The organism is Microbacterium sp. FW305-3-2-15-F-LB2, from assembly GCF_058787255.1.
Map to the genome: position 1 here is coordinate 1343676 of NZ_JBYSZO010000001.1, position 13473 is coordinate 1357148.

At 70.4% G+C, this 13473-nt stretch carries 18 protein-coding genes; 7 read left to right on the forward strand and 11 right to left on the reverse strand.

The window, feature by feature from the left end:
* The first annotated feature begins 22 nt into the window (after positions 1-22).
* From AC3WLZ_RS06515 to AC3WLZ_RS06525, 3 genes are all read left to right on the forward strand, one after another.
* The gene (locus tag AC3WLZ_RS06515) at positions 23-511 is read left to right on the forward strand and encodes a pyridoxamine 5'-phosphate oxidase family protein (RefSeq protein ID WP_412924281.1); all 489 of its coding nucleotides are present in this window, start codon (positions 23-25) and stop codon (positions 509-511) included.
* A gap of 255 nt (positions 512-766) precedes the next feature.
* Positions 767-922 carry a DUF2256 domain-containing protein gene (locus AC3WLZ_RS06520; protein ID WP_412924282.1) on the forward strand — a complete coding sequence of 52 codons (156 nt, stop codon included), beginning with the start codon at positions 767-769 and terminating at the stop codon, positions 920-922.
* Positions 919-2358: a cryptochrome/photolyase family protein gene (locus tag AC3WLZ_RS06525; RefSeq protein ID WP_492469502.1), complete on the forward strand. Its 1440-nt coding sequence runs from the start codon at positions 919-921 to the stop codon at positions 2356-2358. Before AC3WLZ_RS06520 ends, AC3WLZ_RS06525 begins: the two co-directional genes overlap by 4 nt.
* Positions 2359-2494: 136 nt before the next feature.
* On the opposite strand, the gene AC3WLZ_RS06530 is transcribed toward AC3WLZ_RS06525, so the two are convergent.
* Positions 2495-2710 (reverse strand): hypervirulence associated TUDOR domain-containing protein, encoded by a 216-nt coding sequence (locus tag AC3WLZ_RS06530; protein WP_412924284.1) that lies wholly within the window; start codon positions 2708-2710, stop codon positions 2495-2497.
* A gap of 175 nt (positions 2711-2885) precedes the next feature.
* On the opposite strand from AC3WLZ_RS06530, the gene AC3WLZ_RS06535 reads away from it, so the two are divergent.
* The gene (locus AC3WLZ_RS06535) at positions 2886-4415 is read left to right on the forward strand and encodes a catalase (RefSeq protein ID WP_492469503.1); all 1530 of its coding nucleotides are present in this window, start codon (positions 2886-2888) and stop codon (positions 4413-4415) included.
* Between the two features lie 24 nt (positions 4416-4439).
* Here the strand turns inward: AC3WLZ_RS06535 and AC3WLZ_RS06540 are convergent, their stop codons facing one another.
* From AC3WLZ_RS06540 to AC3WLZ_RS06550, 3 genes are read right to left on the reverse strand one after another with little or no spacing between them, the layout of a single operon-like run.
* Positions 4440-5015 carry a DUF2238 domain-containing protein gene (locus AC3WLZ_RS06540; RefSeq protein WP_492469504.1) on the reverse strand — a complete coding sequence of 192 codons (576 nt, stop codon included), beginning with the start codon at positions 5013-5015 and terminating at the stop codon, positions 4440-4442.
* Positions 5016-5023: 8 nt separating this feature from the next.
* Positions 5024-5857 (reverse strand): endonuclease/exonuclease/phosphatase family protein, encoded by an 834-nt coding sequence (locus AC3WLZ_RS06545; protein ID WP_492469505.1) that lies wholly within the window; start codon positions 5855-5857, stop codon positions 5024-5026.
* Entirely contained in the window at positions 5857-6573 is a 717-nt protein-coding gene (locus AC3WLZ_RS06550; protein ID WP_492469506.1) for a glycosyltransferase family 2 protein, read from the reverse strand. Before AC3WLZ_RS06550 ends, AC3WLZ_RS06545 begins: the two co-directional genes overlap by 1 nt.
* A gap of 103 nt (positions 6574-6676) precedes the next feature.
* On the opposite strand from AC3WLZ_RS06550, the gene AC3WLZ_RS06555 reads away from it, so the two are divergent.
* Genes AC3WLZ_RS06555 through AC3WLZ_RS06565 form a run of 3 tightly spaced genes read left to right on the forward strand, consistent with a single transcriptional unit; the run spans position 6677 to position 8877 of the window.
* Positions 6677-7423 (forward strand): sulfurtransferase, encoded by a 747-nt coding sequence (locus AC3WLZ_RS06555; RefSeq protein ID WP_412924289.1) that lies wholly within the window; start codon positions 6677-6679, stop codon positions 7421-7423.
* A gap of 3 nt (positions 7424-7426) precedes the next feature.
* A complete protein-coding gene (locus AC3WLZ_RS06560) occupies positions 7427-8380 on the forward strand; it encodes a dipeptidase (RefSeq protein WP_492469507.1) in 954 nt (317 codons plus the stop codon).
* Positions 8377-8877 carry a GNAT family N-acetyltransferase gene (locus AC3WLZ_RS06565; RefSeq protein ID WP_492469508.1) on the forward strand — a complete coding sequence of 167 codons (501 nt, stop codon included), beginning with the start codon at positions 8377-8379 and terminating at the stop codon, positions 8875-8877. The genes AC3WLZ_RS06560 and AC3WLZ_RS06565 overlap by 4 nt, the downstream gene beginning before the upstream one ends.
* Here the strand turns inward: AC3WLZ_RS06565 and AC3WLZ_RS06570 are convergent.
* The 7 genes from AC3WLZ_RS06570 to msrB form a co-directional block, all read right to left on the reverse strand.
* Positions 8837-9568: a hypothetical protein gene (locus AC3WLZ_RS06570; RefSeq protein ID WP_492469509.1), complete on the reverse strand. Its 732-nt coding sequence runs from the start codon at positions 9566-9568 to the stop codon at positions 8837-8839. The genes AC3WLZ_RS06565 and AC3WLZ_RS06570 overlap by 41 nt on opposite strands.
* A 113-nt stretch (positions 9569-9681) precedes the next feature.
* The gene (locus AC3WLZ_RS06575) at positions 9682-10059 is read right to left on the reverse strand and encodes an immunity protein CdiI family protein (RefSeq protein WP_492469510.1); all 378 of its coding nucleotides are present in this window, start codon (positions 10057-10059) and stop codon (positions 9682-9684) included.
* Positions 10052-10426 (reverse strand): hypothetical protein, encoded by a 375-nt coding sequence (locus AC3WLZ_RS06580; protein ID WP_492469511.1) that lies wholly within the window; start codon positions 10424-10426, stop codon positions 10052-10054. Before AC3WLZ_RS06580 ends, AC3WLZ_RS06575 begins: the two co-directional genes overlap by 8 nt.
* A gap of 31 nt (positions 10427-10457) precedes the next feature.
* Positions 10458-11693, reverse strand: a complete 1236-nt coding sequence (locus tag AC3WLZ_RS06585) for an NAD(P)/FAD-dependent oxidoreductase (RefSeq protein ID WP_492469512.1) — start codon at positions 11691-11693, stop codon at positions 10458-10460.
* 107 nt (positions 11694-11800) lie between these two features.
* Positions 11801-12187, reverse strand: coding sequence for a GntR family transcriptional regulator (locus AC3WLZ_RS06590; protein ID WP_412924296.1), 387 nt, complete (start codon positions 12185-12187; stop codon positions 11801-11803).
* Between the two features lie 88 nt (positions 12188-12275).
* Positions 12276-12830, reverse strand: a complete 555-nt coding sequence (gene msrA / locus AC3WLZ_RS06595) for a peptide-methionine (S)-S-oxide reductase MsrA (RefSeq protein WP_412924297.1) — start codon at positions 12828-12830, stop codon at positions 12276-12278.
* 47 nt (positions 12831-12877) lie between these two features.
* A complete protein-coding gene (gene msrB, locus AC3WLZ_RS06600) occupies positions 12878-13336 on the reverse strand; it encodes a peptide-methionine (R)-S-oxide reductase MsrB (protein ID WP_412924298.1) in 459 nt (152 codons plus the stop codon).
* Positions 13337-13473 lie beyond the last annotated feature (137 nt).

A 13473-nucleotide genomic window follows, 5' to 3' on the forward strand; every position in this document is an offset into this window, starting at 1 on the left:
CCATCGAACAGAGGATGACTCCATGACCGGCACCACGTCTGAACTCGACACGCTCAACGACCTGCTGAAGAAGTTCCGCTTCGCGATGCTCACGACGCGGACGACGGAGGGGGATTTGCACGCCCACCCGCTCACGGTGCAGGAGACGGAGTCTGACGGCGACCTGTGGTTTATCGTCGGGACGCATGCTTCCGCCGTCGAGAACGTCCGGCTCGACCCGAAGGTCGGGCTGTCGTTCAGCTCCGACGGACTGTGGCTCTCGCTCGCCGGCGAGGCCGAGGTGATCGACGACCTGGAGAAGCTGAAGGATCTGTGGTCCACGAGCGTCGAGGCATGGTTCCCCGACGGCCCGGAGTCGCCCGGCGTGACCCTCCTGAAGGTGTCGGCGTTGAGCGGCGAGTACTGGGGGAGCGCCGGCGGGCGCATCGCGACGGCGGTGGCCCTCGTGACATCCAAGGTCACCGGTGAGCGCCCGCGCGGCGAGAACGAGAAGTTCGACCTGCCCGCCTGACCGGCGGACAGGCCGTTCGGCGTCAGCCCGCGGGGTTGTCGACGGGCGCGTCGTCGGAATCGTCCGTGGTCGAGGGCAGGCTCGGGGCGTCAGCCGTTTCGAGCTCGTCGGGGCTGTCGGCATTGTCGGGTGTGGAGGTCATGGCATCCACCCGACCAGCCTCGCGCGATGAGCGCACGACCCTTGCGCGGGAGCGGTCGGTGTGCAGGGCGCAAGCCCCGAATCCGTGGGAGCGCGTGCTGGCACCATGACGCCATGGCACGACCTCCGTTGCGGACCAAACCCTGCGCCCACTGCGGCAGGCCTTTCTCCGATCGCAAGCGCTGGAGCGGGCGCGACCAGTGGGACGAGGTCCGGTATTGCTCGCGCGGATGCCGTGCGAAAGCGGCCACGCAGCGGCGGCGCTCATGAAGGCGGCGCTGATCCTCGCGACACAGCAGTTCGCGGAGCATCCGGCGTTCGCCGCGGACGACGTGGAGGAGTTCTTCTTCATCGAGTCGGGGCCACGGTTCGCGAAACTGCCCTACCACCGGCACAAGATCGTCCTGCTGGTCTCGGCGATGCGCCACACAGCCGCGCGACTTGAGGCCGAGGGCCGCACGGTGCGGAGGATCGCGCTCGAGGACAACCTGGGGTTCGCCGCGGGTCTCACGCGCCTCCTGATGGAGCACCGGGTGACCGAACTGACGTGGATGAGCGACCCCAACCGGCCGGTCGACGAGCGCATCGCCCGGCTGTGCGAAGCACACGGCGTCGCGACCGACATCCTTCCCGACGGGCTGTTCCTCACGCCCGAAGAGGAGGTCGACGCGTGGTTCGCGGAGCACCCGACTCCCCTGATGGAGGACTTCTACCACTGGCAACGTCGACGCACCGGCATCCTGATGGATGGCGGGAAGCCCGCGGGGCGACGGTGGAACTTCGACGCCGACAACCGCAAGCCGCTCCCGAAGAAGGGGATGGACCTCCCCCCGCTTCCGCAGCTCGAGCACGACGAGATCACCCGGGAAGTCATCGCCGAGGTCGACGAACGCTTCCCCGACTACCCCGGCGCGGCGACGGACTTCTGGCTCCCCGTCACCCCGGATGACGCCCGCGCGTGGCTCGACGTCTTCGTCGCCGAGCGCCTCGCCGACTTCGGCCGGTACGAGGACGCGATGCGGGCCGACGAGCCCTTCCTCTTCCATGCCGTGATCTCGCCGATGCTCAACATCGGCCTGCTCACCGTCGAGGAGGTGATCGCCGCCGTCACGCGGACCGACGCGCCGTTGGCATCCGTCGAGGGGTTCGTGCGGCAGGTGATCGGCTGGCGCGAGTACATGCGGGGCATGTACCGGGCGCACCCGAAGCTCGAGCGCGTGAACGCCCTGCACCTCGAGAAACGGGTGGAGAAGTACTGGTACTCGGGGGAGCGGATGCCGTCCGAGCTGCCGGTGCCGGTGCGGACCGTGCTCGAGCGCGTGCACCGCTGGGGTTACGCGCACCACATCGAGCGGCTCATGGTGCTGGGCAATTGGTTCCTGCTGCAGGGGTATGCGCCGCGCCAGGTCAACGCCTGGTTCCTCGCGCTGTTCGTCGATGCGTACGACTGGGTGATGGTGCCCAACGTCATGGGCATGAGCCAGTACGCCGACGGCGGCTTCGTCGCGACCAAGCCGTACGTCTCGGGCGGGGCGTACCTGCAGAAGATGGGGTCGTGGTGGCCGTCGGCCCAGGATGCCAAGGACTCGGTCTTCACCGAGGCCTACTGGGCGTTCCTCGAGCGCCACGAGGACGTTCTCGCCGGCAACCATCGGTTGTCCCTCGCGCTCGCGCAGATGCGCAAGCGGAGGGACGCCGCGGGATAGTGCGGCGCACCGGTCTTCTCGACGGGCTGGGCGCCGGGGGCGGGCGCGGGCCGAACTCCTGAGAAACCGGCGCGGCACCCGGCCCCTGCGGCGTCGGTGGGCGATGTGCGGCGATGACTCAGGAGTTCGGCACAGGTCAGCCCTTCAGCTTGCGGAGCGCGGAGCCCTTGTGGGCGGCCGTGGCGTCGGTCTTCTCGGACTTCACGATGTAGGCCGGGTCGTCGTCGGAGGCCGTGAACTTCTGGCCGTCGTGCTGGAAGTCCTTCGTCTTCTTCTCCACCACCTCGCCTTGCGTGCGGCCCTGGGACGTGTCCCAGCTGACGCGGTCGCCCTTCGACAGATCCTTCGACATGATGCGGTCCTCTCTTTCGGTCCCGCCATGCTCGCGAGGCGTCCGGGCGGCCCGTGGGGGATTGACAGGTGCCGGACGGTAGGCGACCGGGCCGCGAAGCGCAACAGGTCGCCCATGGCGGACGCCCTGCGTAGCGTCGAAGGATCCCACCGATTCCCCGGACGTGAGGAGCGCCATGACCACCCCCACCACCGCCAACAACGGAGCGCCCGTCGCCAGCGACGAGCACTCGCAGAGCGTGGGAGCCGACGGCTCCATCTCCCTGACCGACCACTACCTCATCGAGAAGCTCGCGCAGTTCAACCGCGAGCGCGTGCCCGAGCGCGTGGTGCATGCCAAGGGCGGCGGGGCGTTCGGCACGTTCCGCACGACGGGCGACGTGTCGGCCTACACGCGGGCGGCACTGTTCCAGCCGGGCGCCGAGACCGAGATGCTCGCGCGCTTCTCCTCCGTCGCGGGCGAGCAGGGCAGCCCTGACACGTGGCGCGACCCCCGCGGATTCGCGCTGAAGTTCTACACGACCGAGGGCAACTACGATCTCGTCGGCAACAACACGCCCGTCTTCTTCGTCAAGGACGGCATCAAGTTCCCCGACTTCATCCGGTCGCAGAAGCGCCTCCCCGGCAGCCACCTGCGCGACAACACGATGCAGTGGGACTTCTGGACCCTCTCGCCCGAGAGCGCCCACCAGGTCACGTGGCTCATGGGCGACCGTGGCATCCCGGCCTCCTGGCGGCACATGAACGGGTACGGGTCGCACACGTACCAGTGGATCAACGCCGAGGGCGAGCGGTTCTGGGTGAAGTACCACTTCCACACCGATCAGGGCCATAAGACCCTCTCGCAGGACGAGGCCGATCAGATCGCCGGTCAGGACGCGGACTTCCACATCCGCGACCTGTACGCCGCGATCGAGCGGCACGAGTTCCCGACGTGGACGCTCAAGGTGCAGATCATGCCCTGCGAGGATGCCAAGACTTACCGCTTCAACCCGTTCGACCTGACGAAGGTGTGGCCGCACAGCGACTACCCCGAGATCGAGGTCGGCACGATGGAGCTCAACCGCAACCCGGGCAACTACTTCGCCGAGATCGAGCAGGCGACGTTCGAGCCGTCGAACTTCGTGCCCGGCATCGACGGCAGCCCCGACAAGATGCTGCAGGCCCGCATCTTCAGCTACGCCGACGCGCACCGCTACCGCGTCGGAACGAACTACCAGCAGCTGCCGGTGAACCGTCCCCACACCGAGGTGCACTCCTACTCCAAGGAGGGCGCGATGCGGTACGAGTACAACCCGCCCGAGGTCCCGGTCTACGCGCCGAACTCGCTCGGCGGTCCCGCGGCCGACCCGCGCCGGACGGGCGACGGCGGGTGGCAGAGCGACGGCGAGCTCGTCCGCTCCGCGGCGACGCTGCACCCCGAGGATAACGACTTCGGTCAGGCGGGAACACTCGTCCGCGAGGTCATGTCGGCCGAGCAGCGCGACCGTCTCGTCGAGACGATTACCGGTCACGTCGGCGGTGTCACCCGCCCGGACGTGCGGGCCCGTGCCGTGCAGTACTGGAAGAACGTGGATGCCGAGATCGGCGCCCGCCTTGAGGCGGCGCTGCCGCCGCTGGCGGACGCGACCGCTCCGGGCGAGCAGCTCAGCGAGCCGAACCCCGATGGCGACCTCGTGGGTCGCGACGTGGCCGGCCGCATCTGACGCCGTCCCGGGGCGACCGCGCGCTCATAGTGCCGCGCGGTCGCCCCGGGTCAGCCGGAACCGGGATGCCAGGATGCCGACGACGAGAGCGCCGATCCCGCCCGCGGCCATGTCGCCGATCGTGTCGTCGTAGGTGACGAAGATGCTGTCGGTGAGGAAGCGGTAGCCGAACCACTCCACCATCTCCCACACCGCGCTGAGGGCGAGTCCTGCGACCGTCGCCACGACGATCGGTGTGCGGCGCCGGCCGGTCGGGGCGAGGACGCCGGTGTCGTCGAGGACGACCAGGGCGACGGCGGCGAGAACGCCCGTGCACGCCGTGTGGACGACGAGATCCCACCCCGTCCAGGAACGGTACAGATCGATCACGTTGCTACCGGCGGCGACGAAGACCGTGACACAGGTCACGAGGTCCAGCCCCGAGCGGAGCCCCAACATGCGCGAGAGCATGACGGCGGGCAGGGCCATCGACAGCACCGCGGTGTCGGTCGCCGGGTGCGTGAACGCCGACACGACGACCGTGAGGATCGCCACGGCGCGGACGGCATCCGCGATCCACTCCACCGCGGTTCGGGGCGGTCGCTTCAGGTTCGCGTACATCGCGCGGATCATCGGGCCCCCGGAACCGGGATCCGCACCACGGCCTGGATCGGAAGGTGATCCGAGGGCCAGCTCGTTCCCGTGGGACGCGGGTCGATGCCCACGCCTCGCACTCCGACGTCGGGGGTCGTGAGGATCGCGTCGATGCGGCGCGCGCCGAGCTTCGGCCGGCGGTAGTTGTTGAACGTGCCCCACTCGGCGGTCCGGCGCACCGGGGCGTACGACCACGTGTCGACGAGGTGCCCTTCGGCGAACATCGCCGACAGCTCGGCGGAACGGACGGGGGCGTTGACGTCGGCGGTGAACACCAGCGGCAGATCCTCTCCCGCGACGAGGTCGGACAGCCAGCGCGCCGACCGGCGGCGGGCTCGGTGGGAGAACGCGTCGAAGTGGCTGTTGACGAAGACGAACGGCGCGGTGGTCTCGATGTCGCGGAAGCGCGCGATGACGGCGATGCGGGGGATGGTGTTGCCCCACCCCGTCGACCCGTCGACCGCGGGGGTGTCGGACAGCGCTGTCTGCCTCCAGTCGAGCAGCTCGAGGCGGTCGCGGTCGTAGAAGATCGGCGTGCCCTCGCCGCCGCGGTCGCGTCCGCGGCCGAGCCCGACCCGGCCGTACGTCGTGCCCAGGGAATCCTGCACCCAGCGGGCTTGATCGGGGAGGGCCTCCTGCGACCCCAGCACGTGGGGCTTGTTCGCACCGAGGAACACGCGCAGGCGTTGCTTGCGCAGACCCCATCGGTCGTCGGAGGGCCATGTGATCCGCTCGAACCGCCGTCGGATGTTGAAGCTCATCACGTGCAGGTCGGGGGCATCCACGTTCGGGAAGAGCACCGCCGCCATCAGCCGCGCCGCCGCAGCCGTCGCGCCCACCGGAGCGGGGGGATCTCGCGCGGCCAGTGCGCGAACACCGTGCCCATGCCGCGGGAGAAACTCCTCGCGAACCGTCGCGGCCGCACCGTACGGGAGGAGACGCGCATGTGGTGGTGGCCCGGCACGATGCGGATCCGGTGATCCTCGCCGAGGTGGAACGCCAGGTCGAGGTCGTCGTGCAGGCGCGGGTCGAGGTGCACACGATCGCGCACGCTCTGCCAGGCCCGGCGGCGGAACGCCATGTTCGATCCCCACAGTGGGGCGTGACCGAGGGCCGGGTACGCGAACGCGGTGTAGGTCCCGAGGAACGCCCAGGCCATCGGCCGACGCTGACGTTCGGGACCGTCGTGGAAGACGGCGCCGGCGGTAACGGCATCCACCTCCGGATCCGAGAGGGCGTCGACCATGCTCGCGACCCACCCGCTGCCCGGGAGGCTGTCGGCATCCAGCCGCAGGACGAGGTCGCCGCGGGCCGCGTCGTACCCGGTCGCCGCGGCAACGGGGATGCCGGGCTCGCCGCAGAACACCACCCGGGCCCCAGCGGCTCGGGCAACGGCCGCGCTGTCGTCGCGGGACGCGTTGTCGACGACGACGATCTCGTCGGCGGGGCGCGACTGAGCGGCGAGGGCCTGCAGGCAGGCGGCGAGGGGGACGGCGTCGTCGCGGACGGGGATCACGATCGACACGGTGGGACCTTCGGGCACGGCACCTCCAGGGAAGCGGTCCTGCAACGCTACCGAGCGCTGCGGTGGGATCGGGCGGCCTTGCGCTCTGCGTACCCTGGATGCCATGGCATCCGCGGCATCCGTCCTCAACGTCTCGGCGTATCTCTTCACACGGATCGACGACCCCGCGGCGCTGCGCCCGGTGCTCAAGGCGCGCGCGGCGGCGGCGGGACTACGCGGCACGATCCTGCTCGCGGAAGAAGGCGTCAACCTTTTCCTCGCGGGCGAGCCCGATGCGGTGCGCGGCTTCCTCGACGATCTGCGCGCCGACGCGCGGTTCGCGCCCCTCGCCGCGAAGGAGAGCTGGTCGGAGACCGTGCCGTTCGGGCGTCTTCTGGTGAAGGTCAAGCGCGAGATCATCCGCATGGATCGCCCCGAGGTGCGCCCGCAGGACGGGCGCGCGCCCGCCGTGTCGCCGGCGACGCTGCGCCGCTGGCTCGACCGGGGGACCGACGACGAGGGCCGCGAGGTCGTCCTCGTCGATACGCGCAACGCGTTCGAGGTCGACTACGGCACGTTCGCGGGGGCGAAGGACTGGCGCATCGAGCGCTTCACCCAGTTCCCGGATGCCGCGAGCACCCACCGCGACGAGCTCGCGGGCAAGACCGTCGTCAGCTTCTGCACGGGCGGGATCCGCTGCGAGAAGGCGGCGCTGTACCTCCGCGACGAGGGGCTCGACGCGTACCAGCTCGACGGCGGCGTCCTCGGCTGGTTCGCTGACCAGGGCGACGCGCACTGGGACGGCGAGTGCTTCGTCTTCGACGAGCGCGAGGCCCTCGACCCGGCGCTCTCCGCCCGCACGGGCGCCTGACCGATGCTGTGGGACCAGCACGCGTGCGCCGAGCTCGTCGAGACCGCTGACCTGGCGGAGCTGCAGCGCTACCGTCCGGCCGGCGGCGGATTGGTGTCGCTCAACGTCGGTTACGCCCCGCACGGGCCCGAGGTCACGGCCTCCCTCCTCCGGGCTTTCCGCGCGCAGGTGACCGGGATCGACGGGCTGGAGCTCGCCGAGTCGGTCGCCGACGTCGACCGGATCGCCGCCGCGGGCGACACGGCGATCGTGTTCGACCTCGAGGACTGCGCTCCGCTCGGCGGCGACCTCGACGCCGTCGCGCCCCTCGTCGCGCAGGGCGTGCGCACGCTCGGGCCGGTCTACAACTACGCCAATGCGGCCGGAGGCGGATGCCTGGACGCCGACGACCCCGGCCTCACCCGGTGGGGGCGTGACCTCATCGCCGAGCTGAACCGCCGGGGAATGGTGCCCGACGGTTCGCACGTGGGCGCCCGGACCTCCCTCGACATGTGCGCCGTGTCGACGCGCCCGGTGGTGTTCAGCCACTCGTGCCTGAGCGCCGTGTGGGCCCACCCCCGCAACATCACCGACGACCAGGCACGCGCCGCCGCCGACACCGGGGGAGTTGTCGGCATCACCGGCGTCGGCATCTTCCTCGGCCCCAACACGCCCACGCTCGACGCGATAGTGCGCCACATCGAGTACGCCGTGGAGCTCGTCGGCATCCGTCACGTCGGAGTGAGTACGGACTTCTCGTTCGACTGGGAGACGTTCCAGACGACCCTCGCTCACAGCCCGGCGCTCTACGACGCCAGCTACACGGCGTGGGGACCGGTGGAATGGATGCCGCCCGAGACCTTCATCGGCCTCGGGGCGACGCTGCGCGGGCGCGGGTGGAGAGAAGACGACATCGCGGCGGTGCTGGGCGGGAATTTCCGCCGCGTCGCGACCGAGAGCTGGGAGGCTCAGCCATGACCGACCTGACCGACGGCGCCGTGCTGCGCCGGGCCCGCCCCGGCGATGAGGCCGGCATCCTCGCGTGCATTCAGGCGCTCGCCGACTACGAACGCGAACCGGATGCCGTGGACAACACGGTCGAGATGCTCACCGAAACGCTCTTCGGCGACGACCCGCGCGCGTTCGCGTTCGTCGTGGACGGCGGGGACGGCGAGATCCGCGCCATCGCGATCTGGTTCCTCACCTACTCGACGTGGACCGGGCGCCACGGCATCTGGCTGGAAGACCTCTACGTGCACGAGCGGTACCGGTCGAACGGGTACGGCGTGGCGCTGTTGTCGGCGCTCGCCGCCGAGTGCCTCGAACGCGGGTATCCGCGCCTGGAGTGGACGGTCCTGGATTGGAACGAGCCCGCGATCGGGTTCTACCGCGCCCTCGGCGCCGAAGCCATGGAGGAGTGGACGACGCGGCGCGTCACGGGCGCGGCGCTCGAGGCTCTGGCGCGGCGCGGCTGAGCTCCGTCTCGACGCGGACCAGAGAGAGGTCGAGGAACGGCAGGGCGTCCCGGGGCAGGACAGAGGTGCAGACGACGTGTTCGTCCACGCGGAAGCCGACGGCGTAGACGAACGGGTCGGTGTCGATGTGCACGCCCGGACGTTCTTCTCCGTTCACGCTGATCGAGGAATCGGCGACCGCGCTCGCTTTCACCCTCCACCCGTCCGACGTCGTGGGGCCGGCCGGAAGCCCGAGTTCCTCACGGAAGCTGTTCCGCAGGACGTGATTTGTGTGGTCCACGAGCTGCTGCGAGAGGGAATGCCGATCGCGGTCGGGTGACGCGTGCCACGCCGTCCGGGTCGCTTCCCACAGCATCGGATAAAGGAAGATCCGCGCCTGCTCCCGCAGCCAGGCGGGTCGGCCCCACGGCGGCTCGTCCTCGATCGCGCGTCGGGTCCGGTCATCCAGCTCGACCTCGTTCCGCGGGTCGGAGCGATCGTCGGGATACCGCCACAGCGTGTAGGTGAACTGCACGGACAGCTCGCCCAGGCCGTTCGGCCCGCCTGACTCGGTGAACCCTGTGATCGGGACGCGAGTGAGCGAGCGCTGCGGCCGGAGCTGGAACACCGGGAACGAAACGGCGCGCAGCCGGGCGTCGGACGCGATGCCCGGATCGGGAGCGTCCATGGGCACGGTTCCGCCGAACTCCATGTTCTCCAGTGTCCCCCAGGGACGTGTCCATTCCCAGCCCCGTCGCGGGACTGCACGGCGAGGGCATCTGTGCACCGAGCACGCGAATCGGCGGGGTGTCGCGTCGAGGAGCGTCAGTGGCCGAACTCGGCGCGGACCTCCGCGACGCCCGCGAGTTCGGTCCGCAGTCGGTGCACGAGCGCGAGGCCGTCCGCGATCCAGCGATCCTCGTCGGTGAGCGGATCCTCCGGCTGACGATCCTGCCACTCGTCGTTCCACGCCGTCAGAGCGTCGAGGAGATCATCCGAGAGGGGGAACGTCTCCCGTGTCGCCGGGTAGGCATCGCTGAAGTTCTCCCAGAGGGGCAGTTCCACAAACCACTCCGGGAAGACGCGGATGAGCCGCCGACCGTCGTCCAGTCGCGGCGGTCTGGACGCTCGCAATTGCCGATCCTGCCAGCTCCACAGTGCCAGCCGGCCCCGCCGTTGCTCCTCGGTCTCGCGCTCAGGCACGGCCCCACTCCGGCTGCGGGTACTCGCTCGCGGGAGCGGCGACTGAGAGGACGGCGATCAGGCCGGCCAGGACGACGGCAGCAGCGATCGCCAGCGTGATGCCCACGATGACTCGGCGGCCACGGCCGGACCTCGAGCCGCGGAGTCCGACGAGCGCCGCGCCGATGAGCCCGATGATCCAGATCCCGAGTCCCAGGGCGCCCATGGCTAGGCCGATGGCGCGCTCGGAATCGTCCGAGTCCGAGTAGGGGATGACGGTGATCCCGGGGCCGGCCAAGGTCAACCCGGATGCGCCGAGCATCAGGACGCCGAGAAGGCCGGACAACGTCGCCGCGACAGACAGGAGGAGTGCGCCGGTGATCCGCATGCTCCCATCTTGACGGGTGCGTCCCGCCGGTTCAGTGCTGCAAATCCTGCAGCACGGCCTCGGCGGCCCGCTGCCCCGACACGAGAGCGCCCTGGATCGATGCGGTGTCCCGGTGGTCGCCCGCGACGTACCGGCCGTCGCCGAGCCGCACGGGCCGGCGGAGCTGGAGCGGCGGGTCTTGGGCGGGGAGGGCGGCCGCGATGTCGTCGCGACGGAGCAACCGCCACGTGCGCGTGTCCACGCCCCACAGTTCGGTGAGGTGCTGTCGGACGTCCGCCTCCGTCGCGGTCGTGGGCAGCACGTTCGTCGCCTCGACGAGGTGCTGGCCGCGGGGCGCATACGTGGGCGCGGTGTTGGTCACGATCGCCGTGTGGACGATCGGTCCGCGACGCAGACCGTCCACGCGCAACGCGGCATCGTCGTTGTGGCGTTCGTCGGTGGCGAACCACCACGTCTGCAGCCCTCGGGGGCGGGGCAACGGCACGTCCAGCGCGGGGTTCAGCCCCGTCGCCACCACGACGGCGCGGGCGTCGATGGCATCCGCGCCCTCGGTCTCGACACGCCAGCCGCTCCCGTGCGGCCGGGTGGCGGTGACCCGGCGGGACAGCTGGATGCCGGCTCCGGCGCGCCGCGCGGTGTCCGCCAACTGCGCGGGAAGGGCGCCGATCCCCGCGGCCGGCACCCCGGGCGCGCCGAGGGCGAAGCTGCGGACGAGGAGCCGCACGAAGGTGTCGGACGACTCCTGCCGGTCGTCGGCGAGAACGCCCGCGAGGAACGGTTCCAGGACACTCTCGCGCACCGGTCCGCGCACACCCGCCCGGTCCCACGCCTCGGCGAGACGGCGATCGGGTCCGTGCTTCACGGTGCGCGGCCGCGTGAGGGCCGGAAGCGCCCACCGGGCGAGAGGCACGAGGTCGGCGGGGCGCACGAGCCCGCTCGCCAGCGACCTCGGGATCGTGGTGGGATGGCGCAGGGGATGAGCGATCCGTGCCACTCCGTCGTCGAGCCGGACACCGAGCGCCACGGGGAAGGAACGCAACGCCAGGGCGCCGAGGTCGACCCAGCGCCGCACAGCCGGGTACGCCGGGTTGAGCACGTGGAATCCGCGGTCGAGCCGGAAACCGTCGACAACGTCCGTGCGTTCGCGTCCGCCGACTGCGTCCTCGGCCTCGATGACGACGACGTCGCGCCCGGCCTCGGCCAGCCGTGTCGCGCACCGGAGCCCCGCCAGTCCTGCCCCGATCACCACGACGTCGTATTCGCTCATGGTTCGAGCGTAGGTAGCCGCGCCCGCCGATCAGCGGGGGTTGCGCGCGTCGGTGCTACGCGCCGAGATGACCGCTGTTGAGCGACGTGACCGGCATCCCGCCGGAATCACTCGTCATTTCGGGAGGCGGAGGTCATCTCGTTCCCCAGCGCCGCCCGCGCGAGATCCAGCGCGTCCGACGGCGCGACGGCGAGGTCGCGCATCGCGCGCGCGAATGCCGCCGCGGCCTCGGCGGCGCGTGCGCGCGTGGCATCCATTCCGGCCGACACGAAGGTGCCCGCGCGGCCGCGGGTCTCGACGAACCGCGCTTCCTCGAGTTCTTTGTAGACGCGTGCCACGGTGTTGGCGGCCAACCCGAGGTCGGTGGCGAGCGTGCGCACCGGCGGCAGACGCGTGCCGGTGGGCAGGTCGCCCGCGTCGATCAACGCGATGATCTGCGCGCGCACCTGCGCGAACGGCGGCGTCGACGACGCGGGGTCCAGACGGATGTCCATGGTGCCGCCACCGTATCAACCGTCCGGCCGCGCGGCCGGCACGACGAAGGGCCCGGATGCCATGGCATCCGGGCCCTCGTTCACAGACTTACGCGTTCGCGTCCTCGCGCTTGGGCAGTACCCAGCCGGGGCGCACGAAGTGGCACGTGTACCCGTTGGGGATGCGGATCAGGTAGTCCTGGTGCTCGGGCTCGGCCTCCCAGAACGGGGCCTCGGGCTCGATCGTGGTGACGACCTTGGCGGGCCAGATGCCCGACGCGTCGACGTCGGCGATGGTGTCGCGGGCGACCTGCTCCTGCTCGGGGGAGAGCGGGAAGATCGCGGAGCGGTAGCTCGTGCCGATGTCGTTGCCCTGGCGGTTCAGGGTCGACGGGTCGTGGATCTGGAAGAAGAACGCCAGGATGTCGCGGTACGACGTCTTCGTCGGGTCGAAGACGATCTCGACCGCCTCGGCGTGGCCGGGGTGGTTGCGGTACGTCGCGTGGTCGTTCTGTCCGCCGGTGTAGCCGACGCGCGTGTCGAGCACGCCGGGCTGGCGACGGATGAGGTCTTCGACGCCCCAGAAGCAGCCGCCCGCGAGGACGGCGGTCTCGGTGCCGGGGCGGCGGGTGATCTCGCCGGTGTCGGTGGGTCCGCTGGTCATGGTGTCGCTCCTTTTGCGATCGCGGTGAGAGAAGAGGGAGAGAAGGTTCACGACGCGCGGCTCTCGCGGAAGAGGGCCAGGTACGCGCCGTAGCCCTGGGTCTCGAGTTCGTTGACGGGAACGAACCGGAGCGCGGCCGAGTTCATGCAGTATCTCAGTCCGCCGGCCTGGCGGGGGCCGTCGTCGAAGACGTGGCCGAGGTGGCTGTCGGCTCCGCTGGAGCGCACCTCGGTGCGCTTCATCCAGAGCGTCCGGTCGGTCTTCTCCACGACGGCGGCGTCGTCGATGGGCTTGGTGAAACTCGGCCAGCCCGACCCGCTGTCGAACTTGTCGGTCGAGGAGAACAGCGGCTGCCCCGAAACGACGTCGACGTAGATGCCCTGCTCGTGGTTGTCCCAGTACTCGTTGCGGAACGGCGGCTCGGTCGCGTCGTCCTGCGTCACGGCGAACTGGCGGTCGGTGAGACGTCCCAGCGCCTCCGACGTCTTGCGGTACTCCGTGGTCACGGTGTGATCCTTTCGCCTGCGATGCCCGCTGCGGGCATCACTGAGGAGAACGCGCGACCCCGCGGATTTGGTCCCGCGGGGCTGGGAGCGGGCTGTGAGTTCACGGAGGTCCCGGATGCCGGGGGCAACCCCCGGTT

Bases quoted from the DNA above. Each gene is read 5' to 3' on its own strand.
- AC3WLZ_RS06515 (WP_412924281.1), top strand. From the start codon at position 23: ATGACCGGCACCACGTCTGAACTCGACACGCTCAACGACCTGCTGAAG.
- AC3WLZ_RS06520 (WP_412924282.1), top strand. From the start codon at position 767: ATGGCACGACCTCCGTTGCGGACCAAACCCTGCGCCCACTGCGGCAGG.
- AC3WLZ_RS06525 (WP_492469502.1), top strand. From the start codon at position 919: ATGAAGGCGGCGCTGATCCTCGCGACACAGCAGTTCGCGGAGCATCCG.
- AC3WLZ_RS06530 (WP_412924284.1), bottom strand. From the start codon at position 2,710: ATGTCGAAGGATCTGTCGAAGGGCGACCGCGTCAGCTGGGACACGTCC.
- AC3WLZ_RS06535 (WP_492469503.1), top strand. From the start codon at position 2,886: ATGACCACCCCCACCACCGCCAACAACGGAGCGCCCGTCGCCAGCGAC.
- AC3WLZ_RS06540 (WP_492469504.1), bottom strand. From the start codon at position 5,015: ATGTACGCGAACCTGAAGCGACCGCCCCGAACCGCGGTGGAGTGGATC.
- AC3WLZ_RS06545 (WP_492469505.1), bottom strand. From the start codon at position 5,857: ATGGCGGCGGTGCTCTTCCCGAACGTGGATGCCCCCGACCTGCACGTG.
- AC3WLZ_RS06555 (WP_412924289.1), top strand. From the start codon at position 6,677: ATGGCATCCGCGGCATCCGTCCTCAACGTCTCGGCGTATCTCTTCACA.
- AC3WLZ_RS06560 (WP_492469507.1), top strand. From the start codon at position 7,427: ATGCTGTGGGACCAGCACGCGTGCGCCGAGCTCGTCGAGACCGCTGAC.
- AC3WLZ_RS06565 (WP_492469508.1), top strand. From the start codon at position 8,377: ATGACCGACCTGACCGACGGCGCCGTGCTGCGCCGGGCCCGCCCCGGC.
- AC3WLZ_RS06570 (WP_492469509.1), bottom strand. From the start codon at position 9,568: ATGGAGTTCGGCGGAACCGTGCCCATGGACGCTCCCGATCCGGGCATC.
- AC3WLZ_RS06580 (WP_492469511.1), bottom strand. From the start codon at position 10,426: ATGCGGATCACCGGCGCACTCCTCCTGTCTGTCGCGGCGACGTTGTCC.
- AC3WLZ_RS06585 (WP_492469512.1), bottom strand. From the start codon at position 11,693: ATGAGCGAATACGACGTCGTGGTGATCGGGGCAGGACTGGCGGGGCTC.
- AC3WLZ_RS06590 (WP_412924296.1), bottom strand. From the start codon at position 12,187: ATGGACATCCGTCTGGACCCCGCGTCGTCGACGCCGCCGTTCGCGCAG.
- msrA (WP_412924297.1), bottom strand. From the start codon at position 12,830: ATGACCAGCGGACCCACCGACACCGGCGAGATCACCCGCCGCCCCGGC.